At 65.9% G+C, this 17,748-nt stretch carries 21 protein-coding genes; 10 read left to right on the top strand and 11 right to left on the bottom strand.

The window, feature by feature from the left end; genetic code table 11:
* Window positions 1-10 precede the first annotated feature (10 nt).
* Window positions 11-223: a hypothetical protein gene (locus ASE79_RS12135; RefSeq protein ID WP_056416684.1), complete on the top strand. Its 213-nt coding sequence runs from the start codon at window positions 11-13 to the stop codon at window positions 221-223.
* Window positions 224-293: 70 nt separating this feature from the next.
* Here ASE79_RS12135 and ASE79_RS12130 read toward each other — a convergent pair whose 3' ends face one another.
* Window positions 294-614 (bottom strand): EF-hand domain-containing protein, encoded by a 321-nt coding sequence (locus ASE79_RS12130; RefSeq protein WP_235516898.1) that lies wholly within the window; start codon window positions 612-614, stop codon window positions 294-296.
* 381 nt (window positions 615-995) lie between these two features.
* On the opposite strand from ASE79_RS12130, the gene purB reads away from it, so the two are divergent.
* Entirely contained in the window at window positions 996-2,294 is a 1,299-nt protein-coding gene (gene purB, locus ASE79_RS12125; RefSeq protein ID WP_082445276.1) for an adenylosuccinate lyase, read from the top strand.
* 388 nt (window positions 2,295-2,682) lie between these two features.
* Here the strand turns inward: purB and ASE79_RS12120 are convergent, their stop codons facing one another.
* From ASE79_RS12120 to dnaK, 3 genes are all read right to left on the bottom strand, one after another.
* Window positions 2,683-3,111, bottom strand: a complete 429-nt coding sequence (locus ASE79_RS12120; RefSeq protein WP_235516897.1) for a hypothetical protein — start codon at window positions 3,109-3,111, stop codon at window positions 2,683-2,685.
* A 63-nt stretch (window positions 3,112-3,174) separates the two neighbouring features.
* The gene (gene dnaJ / locus ASE79_RS12115) at window positions 3,175-4,311 is read right to left on the bottom strand and encodes a molecular chaperone DnaJ (RefSeq protein ID WP_056416672.1); all 1,137 of its coding nucleotides are present in this window, start codon (window positions 4,309-4,311) and stop codon (window positions 3,175-3,177) included.
* A 136-nt stretch (window positions 4,312-4,447) separates the two neighbouring features.
* Window positions 4,448-6,355 carry a molecular chaperone DnaK gene (gene dnaK, locus ASE79_RS12110; RefSeq protein WP_056416669.1) on the bottom strand — a complete coding sequence of 636 codons (1,908 nt, stop codon included), beginning with the start codon at window positions 6,353-6,355 and terminating at the stop codon, window positions 4,448-4,450.
* Window positions 6,356-6,522: 167 nt separating this feature from the next.
* On the opposite strand from dnaK, the gene ASE79_RS12105 reads away from it, so the two are divergent.
* Both ASE79_RS12105 and ASE79_RS12100 read left to right on the top strand, forming a co-directional pair.
* Window positions 6,523-6,960, top strand: coding sequence for a copper chaperone PCu(A)C (locus tag ASE79_RS12105; RefSeq protein ID WP_056416666.1), 438 nt, complete (start codon window positions 6,523-6,525; stop codon window positions 6,958-6,960).
* Window positions 6,961-7,016: 56 nt separating this feature from the next.
* Window positions 7,017-7,436, top strand: a complete 420-nt coding sequence (locus ASE79_RS12100) for a hypothetical protein (RefSeq protein ID WP_056417294.1) — start codon at window positions 7,017-7,019, stop codon at window positions 7,434-7,436.
* Window positions 7,437-7,677: 241 nt separating this feature from the next.
* Here the strand turns inward: ASE79_RS12100 and ASE79_RS12095 are convergent, their stop codons facing one another.
* The 5 genes from ASE79_RS12095 to hrcA all read right to left on the bottom strand — a co-directional run bounded on the left by ASE79_RS12095 (window position 7,678) and on the right by hrcA (window position 11,129).
* Window positions 7,678-7,917 carry a hypothetical protein gene (locus tag ASE79_RS12095; RefSeq protein ID WP_056416663.1) on the bottom strand — a complete coding sequence of 80 codons (240 nt, stop codon included), beginning with the start codon at window positions 7,915-7,917 and terminating at the stop codon, window positions 7,678-7,680.
* A gap of 107 nt (window positions 7,918-8,024) precedes the next feature.
* Window positions 8,025-9,248 (bottom strand): threonine synthase, encoded by a 1,224-nt coding sequence (locus tag ASE79_RS12090; RefSeq protein ID WP_056416662.1) that lies wholly within the window; start codon window positions 9,246-9,248, stop codon window positions 8,025-8,027.
* Between the two features lie 129 nt (window positions 9,249-9,377).
* On the bottom strand, window positions 9,378-9,503 hold the full coding sequence (locus ASE79_RS21890; protein WP_268796163.1) for a hypothetical protein: 126 nt from the start codon (window positions 9,501-9,503) through the stop codon (window positions 9,378-9,380).
* 17 nt (window positions 9,504-9,520) lie between these two features.
* Entirely contained in the window at window positions 9,521-10,060 is a 540-nt protein-coding gene (grpE, locus tag ASE79_RS12085; protein WP_056416658.1) for a nucleotide exchange factor GrpE, read from the bottom strand.
* Between the two features lie 25 nt (window positions 10,061-10,085).
* Window positions 10,086-11,129: a heat-inducible transcriptional repressor HrcA gene (gene hrcA / locus ASE79_RS12080; protein ID WP_056416656.1), complete on the bottom strand. Its 1,044-nt coding sequence runs from the start codon at window positions 11,127-11,129 to the stop codon at window positions 10,086-10,088.
* Window positions 11,130-11,347: 218 nt separating this feature from the next.
* Between hrcA and rph the strand changes: the two genes are divergently transcribed.
* Window positions 11,348-12,064, top strand: a complete 717-nt coding sequence (rph, locus tag ASE79_RS12075) for a ribonuclease PH (protein ID WP_056416653.1) — start codon at window positions 11,348-11,350, stop codon at window positions 12,062-12,064.
* The gene (gene rdgB, locus ASE79_RS12070) at window positions 12,061-12,696 is read left to right on the top strand and encodes an RdgB/HAM1 family non-canonical purine NTP pyrophosphatase (protein WP_056416649.1); all 636 of its coding nucleotides are present in this window, start codon (window positions 12,061-12,063) and stop codon (window positions 12,694-12,696) included. The genes rph and rdgB overlap by 4 nt, the downstream gene beginning before the upstream one ends.
* An 81-nt stretch (window positions 12,697-12,777) precedes the next feature.
* On the opposite strand, the gene ASE79_RS12065 is transcribed toward rdgB, so the two are convergent.
* Together ASE79_RS12065 and ASE79_RS12060 are read right to left on the bottom strand one after the other, a co-directional pair.
* Window positions 12,778-13,488 (bottom strand): EAL domain-containing protein, encoded by a 711-nt coding sequence (locus ASE79_RS12065; RefSeq protein WP_056416645.1) that lies wholly within the window; start codon window positions 13,486-13,488, stop codon window positions 12,778-12,780.
* Between the two features lie 159 nt (window positions 13,489-13,647).
* Window positions 13,648-14,205 carry a CAP domain-containing protein gene (locus ASE79_RS12060; protein WP_056416641.1) on the bottom strand — a complete coding sequence of 186 codons (558 nt, stop codon included), beginning with the start codon at window positions 14,203-14,205 and terminating at the stop codon, window positions 13,648-13,650.
* Window positions 14,206-14,248: 43 nt separating this feature from the next.
* On the opposite strand from ASE79_RS12060, the gene hemW reads away from it, so the two are divergent.
* From hemW to ASE79_RS12040, 4 genes are all read left to right on the top strand, one after another.
* Complete coding sequence (hemW, locus tag ASE79_RS12055; RefSeq protein ID WP_056416639.1) at window positions 14,249-15,415, top strand: radical SAM family heme chaperone HemW; 1,167 nt, start codon at window positions 14,249-14,251, stop codon at window positions 15,413-15,415.
* A 110-nt stretch (window positions 15,416-15,525) separates the two neighbouring features.
* A complete protein-coding gene (locus ASE79_RS12050) occupies window positions 15,526-16,248 on the top strand; it encodes a peptidylprolyl isomerase (RefSeq protein ID WP_056416635.1) in 723 nt (240 codons plus the stop codon).
* Between the two features lie 7 nt (window positions 16,249-16,255).
* Window positions 16,256-17,281 (top strand): tRNA preQ1(34) S-adenosylmethionine ribosyltransferase-isomerase QueA, encoded by a 1,026-nt coding sequence (gene queA / locus ASE79_RS12045; protein ID WP_056416631.1) that lies wholly within the window; start codon window positions 16,256-16,258, stop codon window positions 17,279-17,281.
* 8 nt (window positions 17,282-17,289) lie between these two features.
* Entirely contained in the window at window positions 17,290-17,745 is a 456-nt protein-coding gene (locus ASE79_RS12040) for an EF-hand domain-containing protein (protein ID WP_235516896.1), read from the top strand.
* The last annotated feature ends 3 nt before the right edge of the window (window positions 17,746-17,748 follow it).

The raw sequence follows: 17,748 nt of genomic DNA, 5'->3' as shown, positions 1-17,748 counted from the left end.
GACGTGCACCATGGACAACAAGATTCACAACGAGCCCTCAACTGTGATCGCGGAAAACGGGCAGGTTCTCGTCGACGGCCCGGACGGGGTGGCCGTTTCGCTGACGCCCGACGCGGCGGTCGAGACGTCCGAGCGCCTGCTGCAGGCAGCGGTCGAGGCGCAGGGTCAGATGCTTGGCGAGGCGCGGGTCGAGAAGGAACGCGCGGCGCGCAAGGCCCTCTGACGTACGGCGCCCGAGTGGTGGCGGATCGACGATCGTCGATCCGCCACCGTAATCCAAGGCGCCGCTACGGTCAGCCTTGCGTCAGAAAGCCGGTGACTTCGGCCTTTGTCAGCGACTTGTTCTTGTCGGCATCCGCCTGGGCGAACGCCGCGGACACCCACTTTTTCGTCTCGGGTGCGTCGGGCTTGGTCGCCGGGTCCGTCTTGGTCTTCAGCGCAACCATCCAGCCGCCGAATTCGGCCGCGCTGAGCTTGCCGTCGCCATTCTTGTCATAGGTCGGGAACTCGCTGTCGACGACCTGCGCGACCTGGCTGCCCGTTGCCGGCTGTTCGCGCGCGGCGGACTGCATCGGCACCGGGTCGGTCGGCGCGCCGGACTGGGGAGTCGTCATCGCGCCAGACTGCGACGTCTGCGCGGCAACACCGCCACCGGTCGCAGAAGCTTGCGAGGATGGTGTGGCCGTCTGTGCCAATACGGGGGCAGCAATCAGAGCCGCGCCTGCCAACATAGCATATTTCAACATTACGTCTCTCCAATGCTGTTCTACAGATTCACTAAGCTGCTCTGCAACCAAGCCTGAGATCTACTCGGGGATGCGAACCGCTCACCATCTTTATACGCGCCAGATCGGGACTTTTATACGCGGTGAGGGGTATTTGAACCTTTTCCTGCGTCCTGCTACCGCGTTTTCCGCCTGCATCGGCGAGACCTCCGAACGGAGACCGCCACCGCAGCATTGCCATCACGCCCGTCATCAGCCCCGAGGAAACCCATGGTCCCCCGCTATTCCCGCCCCGACATGGTCGCGATCTGGACGCCCGAAGCGCGCTTCAAGATCTGGTTCGAGATCGAGGCGCACGCCACCGACGCGCTCGCCGAGCTCGGCGTCGTCCCCAAGGAGGCGGCCGCGGCGATCTGGGCGAAGGGCGCGTTCGAGGTCGACCGGATCGACGAGATCGAGCGCGAGACCAAGCACGACGTCATCGCGTTCCTGACCAACGTCGCCGAGCATGTCGGCCCCGAGGCGCGCTTCATGCACCAGGGCATGACCTCGTCGGACGTGCTCGACACCTGCCTCGCGGTGCAGCTGGCCAAGGCGAGCGACATCCTGATCGCCGATCTCGACGCGTTGCTTGTGGTGCTCGAACGCCGCGCGCGCGAGCACAAGATGACGCCGACGATTGGCCGCAGCCATGGCATCCACGCCGAGCCGGTCACGTTCGGGCTGAAGCTCGCGCAGGCGCATGCCGAATTCGCGCGCAACCGCGCGCGGCTGATCGCTGCACGCGACGACGTCGCGACCTGCGCGATTTCGGGGGCGGTCGGCACGTTCGCGAACATCGATCCGTTCGTCGAGGAGTATGTCGCGGGCAAGCTCGGGCTGTCGGTCGAACCCGTCTCGACGCAGGTCATCCCGCGTGATCGCCACGCGATGTTCTTCGCCACGTTGGGTGTGATCGCCAGTTCGATCGAGCGGCTCGCGACCGAGGTCCGGCATCTGCAGCGCACCGAAGTGCTCGAGGCGGAAGAATTCTTCTCGCCCGGCCAGAAGGGGTCTTCGGCGATGCCGCACAAGCGCAACCCGGTGCTGACCGAGAACCTCACCGGCCTCGCGCGGATGGTGCGCGGCTATGTCACGCCGGCGATGGAGAACGTCGCGCTGTGGCATGAGCGCGACATCTCGCACTCGTCGGTCGAGCGCTATATCGGGCCCGATGCCACGATCACACTCGACTTCGCGCTCGCGCGGCTGACCGGCGTGATGGACAAGCTGGTCGTGTACCCCGAGCGGATGCTGAAGAATCTCAACAAGATGGGTGGCCTGGTCCATTCGCAGCGCGTGCTGCTCGCGCTGACGCAGGCAGGCGTGAGCCGCGAGGACGCGTATCGCCTGGTCCAGCGCAACGCGATGAAGGTGTGGGATTCGGACGGCGCGCTGTCGCTGCTGGAGTTGCTCAAGACGGATCCGGAAGTGACGCTGTCGGATGCCGAACTGGAGGACAAGTTCGACCTTGGCTATCATCTGAAGCACGTCGACACGATCTTCGCACGGGTGTTCGGCGCGGCTTGAGGGCGCCAATTAGCCCGTCATCCTGATGGACGTCAGGACCCAGAGCCACGCAGGGCAGCACGCGGTACTCTGGGTCCTGACTTTCGTCAGGATGACGGTTGGTAGCTGAGAAAGCGCCGCGTCAGCCCCCAAAGTGCGCGTAACGCAATTGCGATTACGTGTTACAAAATTGCGACAACACGCAACTATATCCATATCCCGGTTGCCGGATATTGTTCCGGCATCGGAGACCTTCCCATGCGTATGTTCGAAACCGTGTCCAGCACCATGCTGGCGATCGCGGCTCAGGCGCTGGTGGTCGGCGTGGTCATTTCCACGCTCTGACGCATCGGCCCGCCCGCCCCCTTGCGAGGGGGCGCGGCCAGGCTGGTACATATCCTATTCTTCTTCAGGCCACGCGCGCCAGCAGCCCCGGCTCGTCGTCATTATCGGCTGCGGACGGGCGCATCTTGCGCGACCGGCGCGCACGATCTGTCGCGCGAGCGCGGCCACCGCGAGCAAAAATGCCTGCATACCGCGCTATGGCACCGCGTAGGTGGAGACCCGAGGCGGCTGCGCCCAAGGCGATGATGACGTCGACATACGCCGACACCTCGAACGTGGTGATCCAGACTGCAATGTCGGGCGCGCCCATCGCCAACATCCCGATGCCGTCACCTTCGCCAACAAGCGTGACCATTGCCGCCGTCATCATCAGCAGAACCATCACGGCGGCGTCACCCCGGGTCACCCGCATCAGCCGAGCCGCCGGGCGGTCGATAAGGGCATGACGGAGGGCGATACCGATCGGCGTGTCGGGGAAGGCGGCAATGACCACCCAGCATGCAATCATCGTGAAAAGACATGCCAGCATTGCGCCCCCCCTGATACCTGATCCGGCCTATTCGCCCGCGAACACGCCCTTGAGTTTTGCGAAGAAGCCCTGGCTTTCGGGGCATTCGTCGCCGGTCTCGGTCTCGCGGAACATCTCGAGCAATTCCTTCTGGCGGTTGCTGAGACGCGTCGGCGTTTCGACATCGATCTGGACGACGAGGTCGCCATGTCCGCGGCCCTGCAGGACGGGCATGCCGGCGCCGCGCTGACGAAGCTGCTTGCCCGACTGGATCCCCGCGGGGATCTTGATCTCGTGCGTGCGGCCGTCGAGGCCGGGGATCGACAGCGACCCACCGAGCGACGCGACGGTGAAGCTGATCGGCGCGCGCGCGAACAGGGTCGTGCCCTCGCGCTCGAACAGATTGTGCTTCGTCACGTGGAGGAAGATGTACAGATCGCCCGCCGGAGCACCACGCGCGCCGGCTTCGCCTTCACCCGTCATGCGGATGCGCGTGCCTTCGTCGACGCCTGGGGGGACGTTGATCGAGAGTGTCTTGGTCTTGTCGACGCGGCCCTCGCCGCGGCAATCGGGACACGGATCGGCAATGACCTGGCCCGCGCCGTTGCAGACCGGGCAGGCGCGCTCGACGACGAAGAAGCCCTGCTGCGCACGCACCTTGCCGTGGCCGCCGCAATGCTGGCAGGTCTTGGCGCGGGTGCCGGCGCGCGCGCCGCTGCCGTCGCAGGTATCGCAGGGTGCCGAGACGTCGATCGTGACCTCGGTCGCCTTGCCGTGATATGCCTCTTCCAGGCTGACTTCCATGTCGTAGCGCAGGTCTGCACCGCGGCGTGCCGAACTGCGGCCACCGCCGCCGCGCTGAGCGCCGCCCATGAATTCGCCGAAGACGCTTTCGAAGATATCGCTGAAGCCGCCGAAATCCTGCGCGCCGCCACCATGACCACCGCCGCCGCCGTTCTGGAACGCGGCATGGCCGAAGCGATCATAGGCCGCACGCTTCTGCGGGTCCTTGAGGCAGTCATATGCCTCGCTGACCGCCTTGAACTGCGCCTCGGAATCCTTGCAGCCGGCATTCTTGTCCGGGTGATATTTCATCGCGAGCTTGCGGTAGGACGACTTGATCGTCCCCGCATCCGCGGTCCGCTCGATCTCGAGCAGTTCGTAATAGTCTGTCTGGGTACTCATAGCGGCCCTCTTAGCCCTCTCCCCTCCGGGGAGAGGGTTGGGTGAGGGGCGATGTCTCACCGAGAATGCGCTCTCTGCGAGGCGCCTGCCCCTCACCCCGCCCCTCTCCCCGGAGGGGAGAGGGAGCAGTAGGTTGTTACGCCTTCGGGTTGTCGTCGACTTCCGAGAATTCGGCGTCGACAACGTCGTCGTCCTTCTTCGCCGCGTCGCCATCGGCCGACGGCGATGCGTCCGCCTGGGCCTGCTTCTCGTAGATCGCCTGGCCGAGCTTCATCGCGACCTGGGCGAGCGCGGTGCTCTTCTCGGTCATCGCGTCCGCATCGCCGCTCTCGACCGCAGCCTTGGTCGCGTCGATCGCGGCCTGGATCTCGGTCTTGAGCGACTCGTCGACCTTGTCGCCATTGTCGGCGAGCTGGCGCTCGGTGGTGTGAACCAGCGACTCGGCGTTGTTCTTCGCCTCGGCACCCGCACGACGCTTCTTGTCCTCCTCGGCGAAGGTCTCGGCATCGCGGACCATCTGGTCGATGTCGCTGTCCGAAAGACCACCCGACGCCTGGATGCGGATCTGCTGCTCCTTGCCGGTGCCCTTGTCCTTGGCCGAGACGCTGACGAGACCGTTCGCGTCGATGTCGAACGTGACCTCGATCTGCGGCACGCCGCGCGGTGCGGGCGGGATGCCGACGAGATCGAAGTTGCCGAGCATCTTGTTGTCGGCCGCCATCTCGCGCTCGCCCTGGAACACGCGGATCGTCACCGCGCCCTGGTTGTCGTCGGCGGTCGAATAGGTCTGCGACTTCTTGGTCGGGATCGTCGTGTTGCGATCGATCATCCGGGTGAACACGCCACCCAGCGTCTCGATGCCGAGCGACAGCGGCGTCACGTCGAGCAACAGCACGTCCTTGACGTCGCCCTGCAGCACGCCGGCCTGGATCGCGGCGCCCATGGCGACGACTTCGTCCGGGTTGACGCCGGTGTGCGGCTCCTTGCCGAAGAACTGCTTCACGACTTCACGGACGCGCGGCATGCGCGTCATGCCACCGACGAGCACGACTTCCGAAATGTCCTCGGGCTTCAGGCCGCCGTCTGCGAGCGCCTTGCGGCAAGGCTCGAGCGTACGCTTGACGAGGTCCTCGACCATCCGCTCCAGATCGGCGCGCGTGATCGACTTCACCAGATGCTTCGGGCCGTTCTGGTCCGCGGTGATGAAGGGCAGGTTGACCTCGGTCGACTGCGCCGAGCTGAGCTCGATCTTCGCCTTCTCGGCGGCTTCCTTCAGACGCTGCAGCGCCAGCTTGTCCTTGGCGAGGTCGATGCCCTCGGCCTTCTTGAACTCGTCGGCGAGGAACTGGACGATCTTGTTGTCGAAATCCTCACCGCCGAGGAAGGTGTCGCCGTTGGTGGCCTTCACCTCGAACACGCCGTCGCCGATCTCGAGCACCGAGATGTCGAACGTGCCGCCACCGAGATCGTAGACCGCGATCGTCTTGCCGTCCTGCTTGTCGAGGCCGTAAGCCAGCGCCGCCGCGGTCGGCTCGTTGATGATGCGCAGCACTTCGAGGCCGGCGATCTGGCCGGCGTCCTTGGTCGCCTGGCGCTGTGCGTCGTTGAAGTAGGCCGGGACGGTGATGACCGCCTGCGTGACCGTCTCGCCGAGATACGACTCGGCGGTTTCCTTCATCTTCTGCAGCGTGAACGCCGAGATCTGCGACGGCGAGTAATCCTTGCCGCCGGCCGAGACCCATGCGTCGCCGTTCGGCCCGCGCGAGATCTTGTACGGGACCAGCTCGGTGTCCTTCTTGGTGATCGGATCGTCGAAACGACGGCCGATCAGGCGCTTCACTGCGAAGATGGTGTTGTCGCCGTTGGTCACTGCCTGGCGCTTGGCCGGCTGGCCGACCAGTCGCTCGCCATCCTTGGCGAACGCGACGATCGACGGCGTGGTGCGCGCGCCTTCGGAATTCTCGATAACCTTGGGCTTGCCGCCTTCCATGACGGAAACGCAGCTGTTGGTCGTGCCGAGATCGATACCGATTACTTTAGCCATGAGTTCTGATTAGCCCCTCACTTGAAACGAAATACGAAATCGGTTCCGCCCCGTTACGGGAGTGGAACCTTTCTGATGATGGGCGCGATATAGGTGGCCTCGCGCTTGCCGCAAGATTGTACCGGCCATAGGATGCACAAGAGGCAGGGGCCGGAGAAAAGTAACCTATGCGTATCGTTTTCGGACTGGGTGTCGCCGCGATGGCACTGGCGTCGTGCTCGCAGCCCAAGGAGCTGTCAGTCGACGGCGCGTGGGTGCGGCTGGGCGCGGTGACGGGGCGACCGGCAGCGGCCTATTTCACGGTGCATGGCGGGCCTGCGCCCGCGACGCTGATCTCGGTCACGACCGACGTCGCGATCAAGGCCGAGATGCACGAGACGATGGACAAGGGCGGCATGTCGACGATGGCGCCGATCGCCAAGGTCGAGATCCCGTCAAACACCGATGTGAGCTTTGCGCCGAGTGGGCGGCATGTGATGCTGTTCAGCATGAATTCGGGGATCAAGCCGGGTGATCGCGTGATGCTGACGTTTGCGTTCGCGGACGGGACGCGGATCCTGAACAACGCGAACGTCGTGGCTGCGGGGACACCTGCGGGCAAGTGACCCGCGAAAACGCAAGGCGCGCGCTGACCGAGGGGGAGACGGCGCTGGCGGCGTCGATGTTCGGAGGCGCGATCGACTATGCGCAAGTGCGCCTGTCGCGCAGCAAATGGGCGTTCTTCCAGCCGCGCGACACGGTGATGGCACCACGCGGGTGCATCCACTTCCATCCCAAGGGCGATTTGTGGTGCGACGATTTCACGCACGCGAACCTCACCTTGCAGGGGCTGTTCGTCCACGAGATGACGCATATCTGGCAGCACCAGCGCGGGGTGTTCCTGCCGCTCGCCCGGCATCCGTGGTGCCGGTACGATTATGCGTTCCGGCCTGGGGTGGCGCTGCACCGCTATGGGATCGAGCAGCAGGGCGAGATCGTGCGGCACGCGTTCTTGTTGCGCGCGGGAGCGACGGTGGCGGGTGCGCCCCCGCTTGCGCAGTATGAGAGCGTGTTGCCGTTCGTGCCGCAAGTGTTGATCTGAACGCGTCGATCCTCCCCTGCAAGGGGAGATGGCGCGAAGCGACGGAGGGGTATCGCCCTATCGAGAACGGATCACCCCTCCGTCATCGCTGCGCGCTGCCACCTCCCCTTACAGGGGAGGATAGAAATCGTCCGCCGTCATCCCAGCGAACGCTGGGATCTCAAGCGGCAAAGGCCCGCGCTATCACGGGGAGATCCCAGCTTTCGCTGGGATGACGAGGGGATAGTCCATGACGACAGTCTCAGAGCCAGCTACGACCATCCGGCCCGCCACATCCATATGGCGGCAACTGGCCTGGGAACCGCGCCTGCATCTTGTGGCAACCCCATGCCCGCATCGGCCCCGGTGCATAGCCGTTCAGCGCGATGCCGACCTCGTCATACGGGCTCGAGCCCTGCGCGACGTACATGTACCAGCGCCCGCCGAACATTACCGCTGCCGCAATGAGCACTACGCACACGACCTGAATGATTTTCTGCATTGAAGACCCCTTTTGTGATGAAGGGCGCCCCGTTGCAGACAACATGGATCAATTTCAACCATGGATCTGGTAGATCGCGACCTACCAGATCCGGGTTGGTCCGCGGCTTACAGCACGTCGAAATCGATAGGTTGTGTTCTATCAAGCGCTTGCGGTGCTTCGGGCATCGGATATTTCAAGCCGGTCGCGCAATTGAAAAGAACGACCTTGTCGTCTTCGTCGACCAGCCCGGTGTTCAGCGCCTGATGATAGGCCGCGAGCGTCGCACCACCTTCGGGGCACAATAGCAGGCCGTCCTGCTTCGCCGCGGCTTCAACGGCCTTTAGGATGGCAGGATCGCCGACCGCCAGCGCCTGGCCGCCGCTCTCGCGGACCGCGCGGAGAATCAGGAAATCGCCGACCGCCTTCGGCACGCGGATGCCCGCCGCGACGGTGCTTGCATCCTCCCAGCGTTCGGCATGCTCCTCGCCCGCCTCGAACGCGCGGACGATCGGTGCGCAGCCACTAGCCTGCACCGCGAACATCTTGGGGCGCTCAGAGCCGATCCAGCCGAGCTTCTCGAGCTCGTCGAACGCCTTCCACATCCCGATCAAGCCGGTGCCGCCGCCGGTCGGGTAGAAGATCGCATCGGGCAGTTTCCAGCCGAACTGCGCCGCGAGTTCGAGCCCCATCGTCTTCTTGCCCTCGATCCGGTAGGGCTCCTTCAGCGTCGAGAAATCGAACCAGCGCCCTTCGGCGGCGCCCTTGCCGACGATCGCACCGCAATCGTCGATCAGGCCGTTGACGCGCCAGACGCGTGCGCCCTGCATTGCGATCTCGCGGACGTTGATCTCGGGGGTATCGTCGGGACAGAACACGATCGTCTCGATCCCGCAGCGCGTCGCGTAGGCGGCCAGCGCCGCGCCGGCATTGCCGTTGGTCGGCATCGCGATCTTCTTGACGCCGAGTTCCTTGGCCATGGCGACGGCCATGACGAGCCCGCGCGCCTTGAATGACCCGGTCGGCAGGCGGCCTTCGTCCTTGACCAGAACGTTCGGACCGCCTGACTTGGTCAGCGGCACCAGCGGCGTCTCGATCTCGCCGAGGCTGACGATGTTGGCGGTCTGCCGCACGGGCAGCAGCTCGCGCCACCGCCACAGATCGGTCGGCCGCGCCTCGATCGTGTCACGCGAAATCGCCGAACGCACCGCGTCGAGGTCGTAGCGGACGAGCAGCGGCCTGCCGGCGCGTGACAGGCCATGCAACTGATCCGCCTCGTAACGTTCGCCGGTGATCGAGCATTCGAGATGCGTGGCGAAGGTCTGGCGATCGGTGGTGAGGTTCTGGTTCATATGTTTATCCTGACGAAGCCCAAAACCCCCGTCACCCGAACCTGTTCCGGGGTCCACCGCTCCGCCGATCCAGCGAGCGTAAATGCGCGGCACGGTGGATGCCGGAACGCTCCCGGCATGACGGCGCGGCTAGAAGAATAGGAACAAGAGACCGGACAGTACCGCAACTACGGCCAGCCAGATTAAAAACTGCTTCCACGTGTCCGGGATAGCGGCGCCCAGTCCCTCGATCAGCACTCCGACCAGATCGTGCACGCCGCTCTCCCCGTACGTTACCCGGCCTTGGCGACACCGACCATCGCAGGACGCAGCAGGCGGTCCTTGATCATGTAGCCTGCCTGCATTTCCTGGACGATCGTGCCGGCCGGCTGGTCGCTCGGGATTTCCAGCATCGCCTGATGCTTGTTCGGGTCGAGCATCTGGCCCTCGGCGGCAATCTTGGTAATGCCGTGACGCTGGAACACGCTCTCCAGCTCGCGACCGGTCGCTTCGAGCCCGGTAACGAGGCCCTTCATCTTGTCGTCCGCACGCAGGTCGGCCGGGATCGCCGACAGGCCGCGCGCGAGGTTGTCGGCAACCGACAGCACGTCGCGTGCGAACGCGGTGGCGGCATAGGCGCGGGCGTCCTGCGCTTCCTTCTCCGCGCGGCGGCGGACGTTCTGGATCTCGGCCTGCGCGTAGAGGACGTTCTGCTTGGCTTCGGCCAGCTGGTTCTCGAGCTCGGCGACGCGGTCGTTCGTGGCGACTTCGGGCGCGTCTTCGGCGGTCTCTTCGCGCAGGTCTGCAGGAGCGTTCTGGTCGGTCTCGGACATGGTTTTCCCTATAAGTTGGGCCGGCTCAACCCATCAACCGGGCGAGCGTTGCAGCCGTGAAATCCACCATGGGCACGACGCGCGCATAGTTCAACCGCGTCGGGCCAATCACGCCCACCACGCCGACCACTCGGCCGTCTAATCCCCGGAACGGTCGCGCTATGACCGAAGACCCTGACAACGCGAACAATTTGGTCTCGGCACCGATGAAAATCCGCGTCGAATCGCCGGCGCGCGCACTGTCCAAAAGCGATGCGACTTCCTGCTTTCCCTCGAGATCGTCGAGCAGGTCGCGGACCCGGTCGAGATCGGCGGCGGCGGCGGCATCGATCAGCCGCCCCTGCCCGCGCACGATCAGCACCGGGCGGCGATCCGCATCCTCGCTCCACACCGCAATCCCGCGCTCGACCAGCGTCCGCGCGGCGCCGTCGAGTGCCGCCTGCCCGTCCGCCAGCTCGCGCTCGATCCGACCCCGCGCTTCGGCCAGCGTCAGCCCGCCGAGCGTCGCCGACATGTAGTTACCCGCCTCGACCAGCGCGGACGGCGTCAAGCCGGGCGGCATCGCGATCACGCGGTTCTCGACCGAGCCATCCTCGCTGACCAGCACCGCGAGCGCCTGTTGCGGCGACAGCGTGACGAACGCGATCTGGCGCAGTCTCAGCTCGCGCTTGGGCACCATCACCAGCCCCGCGCACGCCGACAGCCCCGACAGCGCGAGCGTGGTGGCGGCGAGCGCCTCCTCGACCGGACCGCCGACGCCCGCGCGTGCCTCGATCGTCTGGCGCTCCTCGAACGAGGGCTCCATCGCCTGCATCATGCCGTCGACGAACAACCGAAGCCCCAGATCGGTCGGCATCCGCCCCGCGCTGGTATGCGGGCTGGCGAGCAAGCCGAGCCCCTCGAGTTCGCCCATCACGCCACGAATCGAGGCGGGCGATAGGCTCAAGCCCGTCAGTTGCGCGATCGTCTTCGATCCCACCGGCGTACCGCTGGCGAGATAGCTGTCGACGACCGCGCGGAAAATGTCGCGCGCGCGGTCGGTCAGTTCTGTGACGGGGGGCGTGGCCATCGCTTTGATCTAGGGCGGATCGATGGGCGGACAAAGAGGAATGCGCCCCCCGTCCCCGTCATCCTGACAAAAGTCAGGACCCAGAGCCACACGGGACGCCGTTCGGTCACCCTGGGTCCTGACTTTCGTCAGGATGACGGCGGTAGTTGGGCTGGCGAGCGGCCGGACGAAAGGCTAGGCAGCGGGCAACCATTCACTTCGCTTTTAGGATACCGACCATGCGCCCATCCGGCCGCGCCCCAGACCAGATGCGTGAGATCACGATCGAGCCGCGCTTCACCAAGCATGCCGAGGGCTCCGTGCTGATCGGCTTCGGCGACACCAAGGTGCTCGTCACCGCCAGCGTCGAGGAAAAGGTCCCGCCATTCATGCGCGGCAAGGGCGAAGGCTGGGTTACCGCCGAGTACGGCATGCTCCCGCGCGCGACCAACACGCGCAACAACCGCGAAGCCGCCAAGGGCAAGCAGTCGGGCCGCACGCAGGAAATCCAGCGGCTGATCGGGCGTAGCCTTCGCGCGGTCGTCGACCTCAAGCTGCTCGGCGAGCGCCAGATCGTGATCGACTGCGACGTGATCCAGGCGGATGGCGGCACGCGCACCGCGTCGATCTCGGGCGGCTGGGTCGCGCTGCGGCTCGCGATCGACGGGTTGCTCGCGAGCGGCAAGCTGACCGCCGACCCGCTGACTCAGAAGGTCGCGGCGATTAGCTGCGGCATCTATCAGGGCAATCCGGTGCTCGACCTCGACTATATCGAGGATTCGGGCGCGGATGCGGATGCGAACTTCGTCCTGCTCGAAAACGGCAACATCGCCGAGGCGCAGGCCACCGCCGAGGGCGCGACCTATGACGAGGAGGCGCTGCTCCGCCTGCTGCGTCTCGCGCGGATCGGCTGCACCGACATCTTCGCCGCGCAGGCGAAGGCCGTCGCGAAATGAGCGGCGAGGGGAAAGAGCCGCAGGCGATCCGCAAGCTCCAGCCGGGCAAGCTGGTCATCGCCAGCCACAACAAGGGCAAGGTCCGCGAAATCGCGGCGTTGCTCGAAGGACGCGGTCTCGAGGTCGTCTCGGCGGCCGAACTCGACCTGCCCGAGCCGATCGAGACGGGTACGACCTTCTTCGCGAATGCAGAACTGAAGGCGCGCTCGGCGGCTGACCTGTCGGGCTATCCTGCGCTGGCGGACGATAGCGGGCTGTGCGTCGATGCGCTGAACGGCGATCCGGGCGTCTACACCGCCGATTGGGCGGAGACGCCGACCGGCCGCGACTGGATGATGGCGATGCAGAAGGTCGAGGATGCGGTCGTCGCCAAGGGCCCCGATGCGACCCGCGGTGCGCATTTCGTCAGCGTGCTCGCGCTCGCGTGGCCCGATGGCCATGTCGAGTGGTTCGAAGGGCGTGCTGAGGGGACGCTCGTCTGGCCGCCACGCGGGAATGTCGGGTTCGGCTATGATCCGGTGTTCGTGCCGCTCGGCTACGATCAGACCTATGCCGAACTGCCGCACGAGACCAAGAACGCGATCAGCCACCGCAACGAGGCGTTCAAGCTGCTCGAAGCCGCGGTGTTCTGAGCTGTTGGCGGCGGACAACATACCGCCGCCTACCCCCTCTACGTCATCCTGACGAAAGTCAGGATGACGGACGCGAAGCGTTCAGACCGCCAGCTTTTGCCGCACCGGCCATTGCACGGCGGGCAGCGCCTCGAACGCCGGTTTTGCCAGCAGATATCCCTGGATATACCGTACGCCGAGCGCGCGGAGTGCGTCGTATTCGCCCAGCGTCTCGACCCCCTCGGCGATCACCCGGATCCCGAGCGCGGCGCACATCCGCACCATTCCCTCGACGATGATCCGCCGCGGCGAACTCGTGTCGATGTCGCGGATCAGCTCCATGTCGAGCTTGATGATGTCCGGCTGGAACCGCGCGAGCAGATTGAGCCCGGCATGCCCCGCGCCAAAATCGTCGAGCGCGGTGCCGAACCCCATCTTCTGGTACGTCGCGATGATGTTGGCGACATGCGCGGGATCAAGCATCTCCTCATTCTCGGTGAACTCGAAGATCAGCCGGTCGGTCGGCATCCCCACCGCCCCCGCGGTCTTCAGCGTCAGCTGGATGCACGCCGCCGGCGAATAGACCGCGTTTGGCAGGAAATTGATCGACAGCCGCGCGGACGTATCGAGCAGCCCCGCCTTCACCGACGTCTCGATCGCGCGCACGCGGCACTGCTGGTCGAATGCATACAGGTTCGCCGAGTCTACCTGGCTGAGAACGCTCTGCGCCGACTGCCCCTCGGGACCGCGAACGAGCGCCTCATAGGCGAACACCGTCTCGGTGTCGGCATCGACGATCGGCTGGAACGCCATCGAGAAGGTAAAGGACAACCCGGCGCCGTCGCGACATCCGGGACAGCCGCCACGCGCGCCGTCAGACGGGGTTACTGAACTCATTAAAATATATTAGCCCCGAACGGCTTAACAAAATACCACCGATTCAGTCGGCGATCAGACCCATATTGATCGGGATCAATAGGCTTTCTCGCCGAACACGTTGCCCGGCGGCGAATAGCGGCACACCAGGTAATCGTCGGTCTTGCTGCTCGCCATCGCGCAGCCGACCCGGGTCGAGCCGCGCCACACGATCTGCGTATAATGCGCGACATCCTCGACCTTGCCGGTGCGACTGAACCCGGGTGTCGGCATGTTGATGAAGTCGCGTTGCTCGGCGACCCAATGCCCCATCATCTCGGCATAGGCATAGGCGTAGCGCGTCCCCGTCCAAAGGTTTTCGCCCTCGCGGGTCATGCCCTGCGGCTGGGGAGCATGGGCGAACTTGCCCGTGCGTGCCATTTCCTCCGCATAGGCGCGCGCGGTGGTCGCCAGCGTATCGCTCCAGGTCAGCGGCGCGACGCCGACCGCGGCGCGCGCGGCGTTGTGACCGTCCATCATCGCGGCCTTCAGCAAGCTGGGCCCACGCGGTGCCGGGGCCTGCGTCTCGCGACGCTCGACCACGCGCTCGGGGCCTTGCGCGCACCCTGCCACCATCAGCGCCGCGGCGACCGCCAAACCCAACCGACCCGTCATAGCGCTTCCTTCGATCGCCTCGTGCGACCATATGCGCCAGATAATGCCCGCATCCCAAACACCAAGCCCCACGCGCTCGTCCGATCTGGCGCTCTACGTCCATTGGCCCTTCTGCGTGTCGAAATGCCCCTATTGCGATTTCAACAGCCATGTCCGCGAGGAGGTGGACCAGGCCGCGTGGCGCGCCGCGCTGATCACCGACCTTGCGCATGAGGCGCGCGTACTGCCCGGGCGAAAATTGCAGTCGATCTTCTTCGGCGGCGGCACGCCGTCGCTGATGCCGCCGTCAACGGTCGCGGCGGTGCTGGACGCGGCCGAGAAGGCCTGGGGGTTCGCGGACGGGATCGAGATCACGCTGGAGGCCAACCCCTCCTCGGTCGAGGCCGCGCGGTTTGCGGATCTCGCGCGCGCCGGGGTCAACCGAGTGTCGCTCGGGCTGCAATCGCTCGACGATGCTGCGTTGAAGTTCCTCGGGCGCGCGCATGACTTGAACGAGGGGCAGGCCGCGCTCGCGACCGCGCAGGGGGTATTCCCGCGCGTTAGCTTCGACCTGATCTATGCGCTGCCGGGGCAACGGCTTGCCGCGTGGCGCGCGGAGTTGGCGCGTGCGCTTAGTTTCGGGACCGAGCATCTGTCGCTGTACCAGTTGACGATCGAGCCCGGCACACGGTTCGCGACCGAGGCATTGGCGGGACGGATCGTGATCCCCGACGGCGACTCGGCCGCCGATCTGTTCGAGGCGACGCGTGCCGATACCGCCGCAGCCGGGCTGCCCGCCTACGAGACGTCGAACCACGCACGGCCCGGGTCCGAGAGCCGCCACAACCTCGCTTACTGGCGGTATCAGGATTATGCCGGGATCGGACCGGGCGCGCATGGGCGGCGTGGCGGGCTGGCCACGGTGCGGCGGAAGAAGCCGGAGAACTGGCTGGCCGCAATCGAGCGCAATGGCCACGGCATGGAAGTGGAGGATCCGCTTTCGCCTGCGACCCGCGCGACCGAGGCGTTGCTGATGGGCCTGCGGCTGGCCGAAGGCGTCGACCTCGACCGGATCACCGGGCTGAATGCCGGCGTGGTTCCGGTCGACATGGCGGCCGTGGCACGCCTGGAGCAGCTGGGGCTGATCGAGCACATACCGGGTCGGCTCCGCGTCACCGAAGCGGGCGCCCTGTTGCTGGACGCGATCCTGCCCGAAATCGTGACCGCATAACCCCGGCATGCTCGGGACAAAGAGCCGGCACGTTCAGATTGGCGCAAGCGGGGATTTGCTCTAAGTGGCGGCAGCCTGGTTGCGCCGGGCCTCTTGCGAGTGGGAATTTGATGCGCTTTTTCGTCGGAATGTTCGCGTTGCTCGGGTGCCTGGTCACGGTGCCGGTCGCGGCGCAGAAGAATGTCGTTGCCGCCCCCGCGCGCGCGACGCCACCCCTCACGACCGATACGCAGAATCTGCTGCTGCTCGATCTCTCGACCGGCGGCCGCGTGACGATCTGGCTGCGACCCGATGTCGCGCCGCTGATGGTCGAGCGGATCAAGACGCTCACCCGCCAGCATTTTTATGACGGGCTCGCGTTTCACCGCGTGATCGACGGGTTCATGGCGCAGGGCGGCGATCCCAAGGGTGACGGTACCGGCGGCTCGACGCTGCCCGACGTGAAGGCCGAGTTCAACTATCTGCCACATGTCCGCGGTGCGGTGTCGGCCGCGCGATCGGACAAGGAAGACAGCGCGAACAGCCAGTTCTTCATCGTGTTCCAGCCGCGCCTGAGCCTCGACAAGAAGTACACCGTGTTCGGGCGCGTGCTCGACGGGATGCAATATGTCGACGCGATCCAGCGCGGCGAGCCGCCGGCGAACCCGTCGCGCATCGTCCATGCCTATATCGCCGCCGACAATCCCCCCGCTTATGTCGCGGGTCCGCCCCCGGCCGCACTGGGTGCGCCGGTGACGTTGCCGGGCACGGCGAGCGGTCCGGATGCGGCCAAGCCCAAGCTTGCGCCCGCCACCCGCAAGGCACCGGCCAAGAAGGCTCCTGCGAAGAAGTGAGACTCCGTTGAACGTCGACCTTTTCGACTTCGACCTGCCACCTGCCAACATCGCGCTCCGCCCCGCGGCGCCGCGCGATGCTGCACGGATGCTGGTGCTCGAAGGTGACGCCACGCGCGATGCGGGCGTCGCGGACCTGCCTTCGTCGCTGCGACGCGGCGACATTCTCGTCTTCAACGATACGCGCGTGATCCCGGCGCAGCTCGACGGGCGGCGCGGCGATGCGAAGATCGGCGCGACGCTGCACAAGCGCGAGGGGCCGCGGCGATGGCGCGCGTTCATTCGCAACGCGCGGCGACTGCGCGACGGCGACGTGATCGATTTCGGCAACGGCGTCAGCGCAGCGGCGGTCGATCGCGAGGATGACGGCAGCTACGCCCTGGTGTTCGCAGGCGACGCGCCGGTCGAGCTGCTGCTCGAACGCGCCGGTCACATGCCGCTGCCCCCGTACATTGCGGGCAAGCGCCCGACCGACGAACGCGACGCGGACGATTACCAGACGATGTTCGCTGCCGAACCGGGCGCGGTGGCCGCACCGACCGCGGCGCTGCATTTCACGCCCGCGCTGATGGCGGCGCTCGAGGCGGCCGGGATCGGCCATGCCACGCTGACGCTGCACGTCGGCGCGGGGACGTTCCTGCCGGTCAAGGCGACCGACACGACCGAGCACCGGATGCACGCCGAATGGGGCCGGATCGATGCCGCGACCGCCGACCGGCTGAACGCGGTGCGTGCGGGCGGCGGTCGCGTGATCGCGGTCGGGACGACGTCGCTGCGGCTGATCGAGAGCGCGACCGGCGAAGACGACGTGATCCGGCCGTTCGACGGCGACACCGCGATCTTCATCACGCCGGGATACCGGTTCCGCGGGATCGACGGGCTGATGACCAATTTTCATCTGCCGCGCTCGACGCTGTTCATGCTCGTCTCCGCGCTGATGGGACGCGAGCGGATGCAAGCGGCGTACGCGCATGCGATCGCAGCGAAGTATCGCTTCTACAGCTATGGCGACGCCTCGCTCTTGCTGCCATGACGGGCGGCATGCTTGTCGCCATCGCCTTGCTCCAGGCCATCGTCGCCGCCCCGCCGCCCGCAGGCACGCCGCAGCCGCCAGCGACGATCTTCGCCGAGCCGGCCGCGCTGTTCATCGCCGCGTGCGATGCGAACGGCGATGGCCGCGTCACCCAGCCCGAACTGACCGCATGCGTCGCTCGCAGCTATGCTACCGCCGAGGGGGCCGCATCGGGTTCGATCGGTTATATTGCCTATGCCGACTGGGCGCAGGCCTGGCTGGGCGATCGCAACGCGTTGCCGAGCCCGTTCGAGGTCGATCGCGATGGCGACAACCGGATCACGCTCGCCGAACTCCAGACCCGGTTCGCGCAGTTCTTCACGCGGTTCGACCGCGACAAGGACGGCATCCTGACCCGCTCCGAACTCATCACGATCCGCGCCGCCGCCCCCGGCGAGCGTTACGGCATCCGCAAGAAAAACTGACAT

This window comes from Sphingomonas sp. Leaf28, assembly GCF_001421685.1.
GTDB lineage: Bacteria > Pseudomonadota > Alphaproteobacteria > Sphingomonadales > Sphingomonadaceae > Sphingomonas > Sphingomonas aurantiaca.
Note: the sequence above shows the minus strand (reverse complement) of the source record. Positions and strands in the feature narration are given on the sequence as shown.

Excerpts from the sequence above, each read along its gene's own strand:
- ASE79_RS12135 (WP_056416684.1), top strand. The coding sequence starts at position 11 with ATGGACAACAAGATTCACAACGAGCCCTCAACTGTGATCGCGGAAAAC.
- ASE79_RS12130 (WP_235516898.1), bottom strand. The coding sequence starts at position 614 with ATGACGACTCCCCAGTCCGGCGCGCCGACCGACCCGGTGCCGATGCAG.
- purB (WP_082445276.1), top strand. The coding sequence starts at position 996 with ATGGTCCCCCGCTATTCCCGCCCCGACATGGTCGCGATCTGGACGCCC.
- dnaJ (WP_056416672.1), bottom strand. The coding sequence starts at position 4,311 with ATGAGTACCCAGACAGACTATTACGAACTGCTCGAGATCGAGCGGACC.
- dnaK (WP_056416669.1), bottom strand. The coding sequence starts at position 6,355 with ATGGCTAAAGTAATCGGTATCGATCTCGGCACGACCAACAGCTGCGTT.
- ASE79_RS12105 (WP_056416666.1), top strand. The coding sequence starts at position 6,523 with ATGCGTATCGTTTTCGGACTGGGTGTCGCCGCGATGGCACTGGCGTCG.
- ASE79_RS12100 (WP_056417294.1), top strand. The coding sequence starts at position 7,017 with ATGTTCGGAGGCGCGATCGACTATGCGCAAGTGCGCCTGTCGCGCAGC.
- ASE79_RS12095 (WP_056416663.1), bottom strand. The coding sequence starts at position 7,917 with ATGCAGAAAATCATTCAGGTCGTGTGCGTAGTGCTCATTGCGGCAGCG.
- ASE79_RS12090 (WP_056416662.1), bottom strand. The coding sequence starts at position 9,248 with ATGAACCAGAACCTCACCACCGATCGCCAGACCTTCGCCACGCATCTC.
- grpE (WP_056416658.1), bottom strand. The coding sequence starts at position 10,060 with ATGTCCGAGACCGACCAGAACGCTCCTGCAGACCTGCGCGAAGAGACC.
- hrcA (WP_056416656.1), bottom strand. The coding sequence starts at position 11,129 with ATGGCCACGCCCCCCGTCACAGAACTGACCGACCGCGCGCGCGACATT.
- rph (WP_056416653.1), top strand. The coding sequence starts at position 11,348 with ATGCGCCCATCCGGCCGCGCCCCAGACCAGATGCGTGAGATCACGATC.
- rdgB (WP_056416649.1), top strand. The coding sequence starts at position 12,061 with ATGAGCGGCGAGGGGAAAGAGCCGCAGGCGATCCGCAAGCTCCAGCCG.
- ASE79_RS12065 (WP_056416645.1), bottom strand. The coding sequence starts at position 13,488 with ATGGCGTTCCAGCCGATCGTCGATGCCGACACCGAGACGGTGTTCGCC.
- ASE79_RS12060 (WP_056416641.1), bottom strand. The coding sequence starts at position 14,205 with ATGACGGGTCGGTTGGGTTTGGCGGTCGCCGCGGCGCTGATGGTGGCA.
- hemW (WP_056416639.1), top strand. The coding sequence starts at position 14,249 with ATGCCCGCATCCCAAACACCAAGCCCCACGCGCTCGTCCGATCTGGCG.
- ASE79_RS12050 (WP_056416635.1), top strand. The coding sequence starts at position 15,526 with ATGCGCTTTTTCGTCGGAATGTTCGCGTTGCTCGGGTGCCTGGTCACG.
- ASE79_RS12040 (WP_235516896.1), top strand. The coding sequence starts at position 17,290 with ATGCTTGTCGCCATCGCCTTGCTCCAGGCCATCGTCGCCGCCCCGCCG.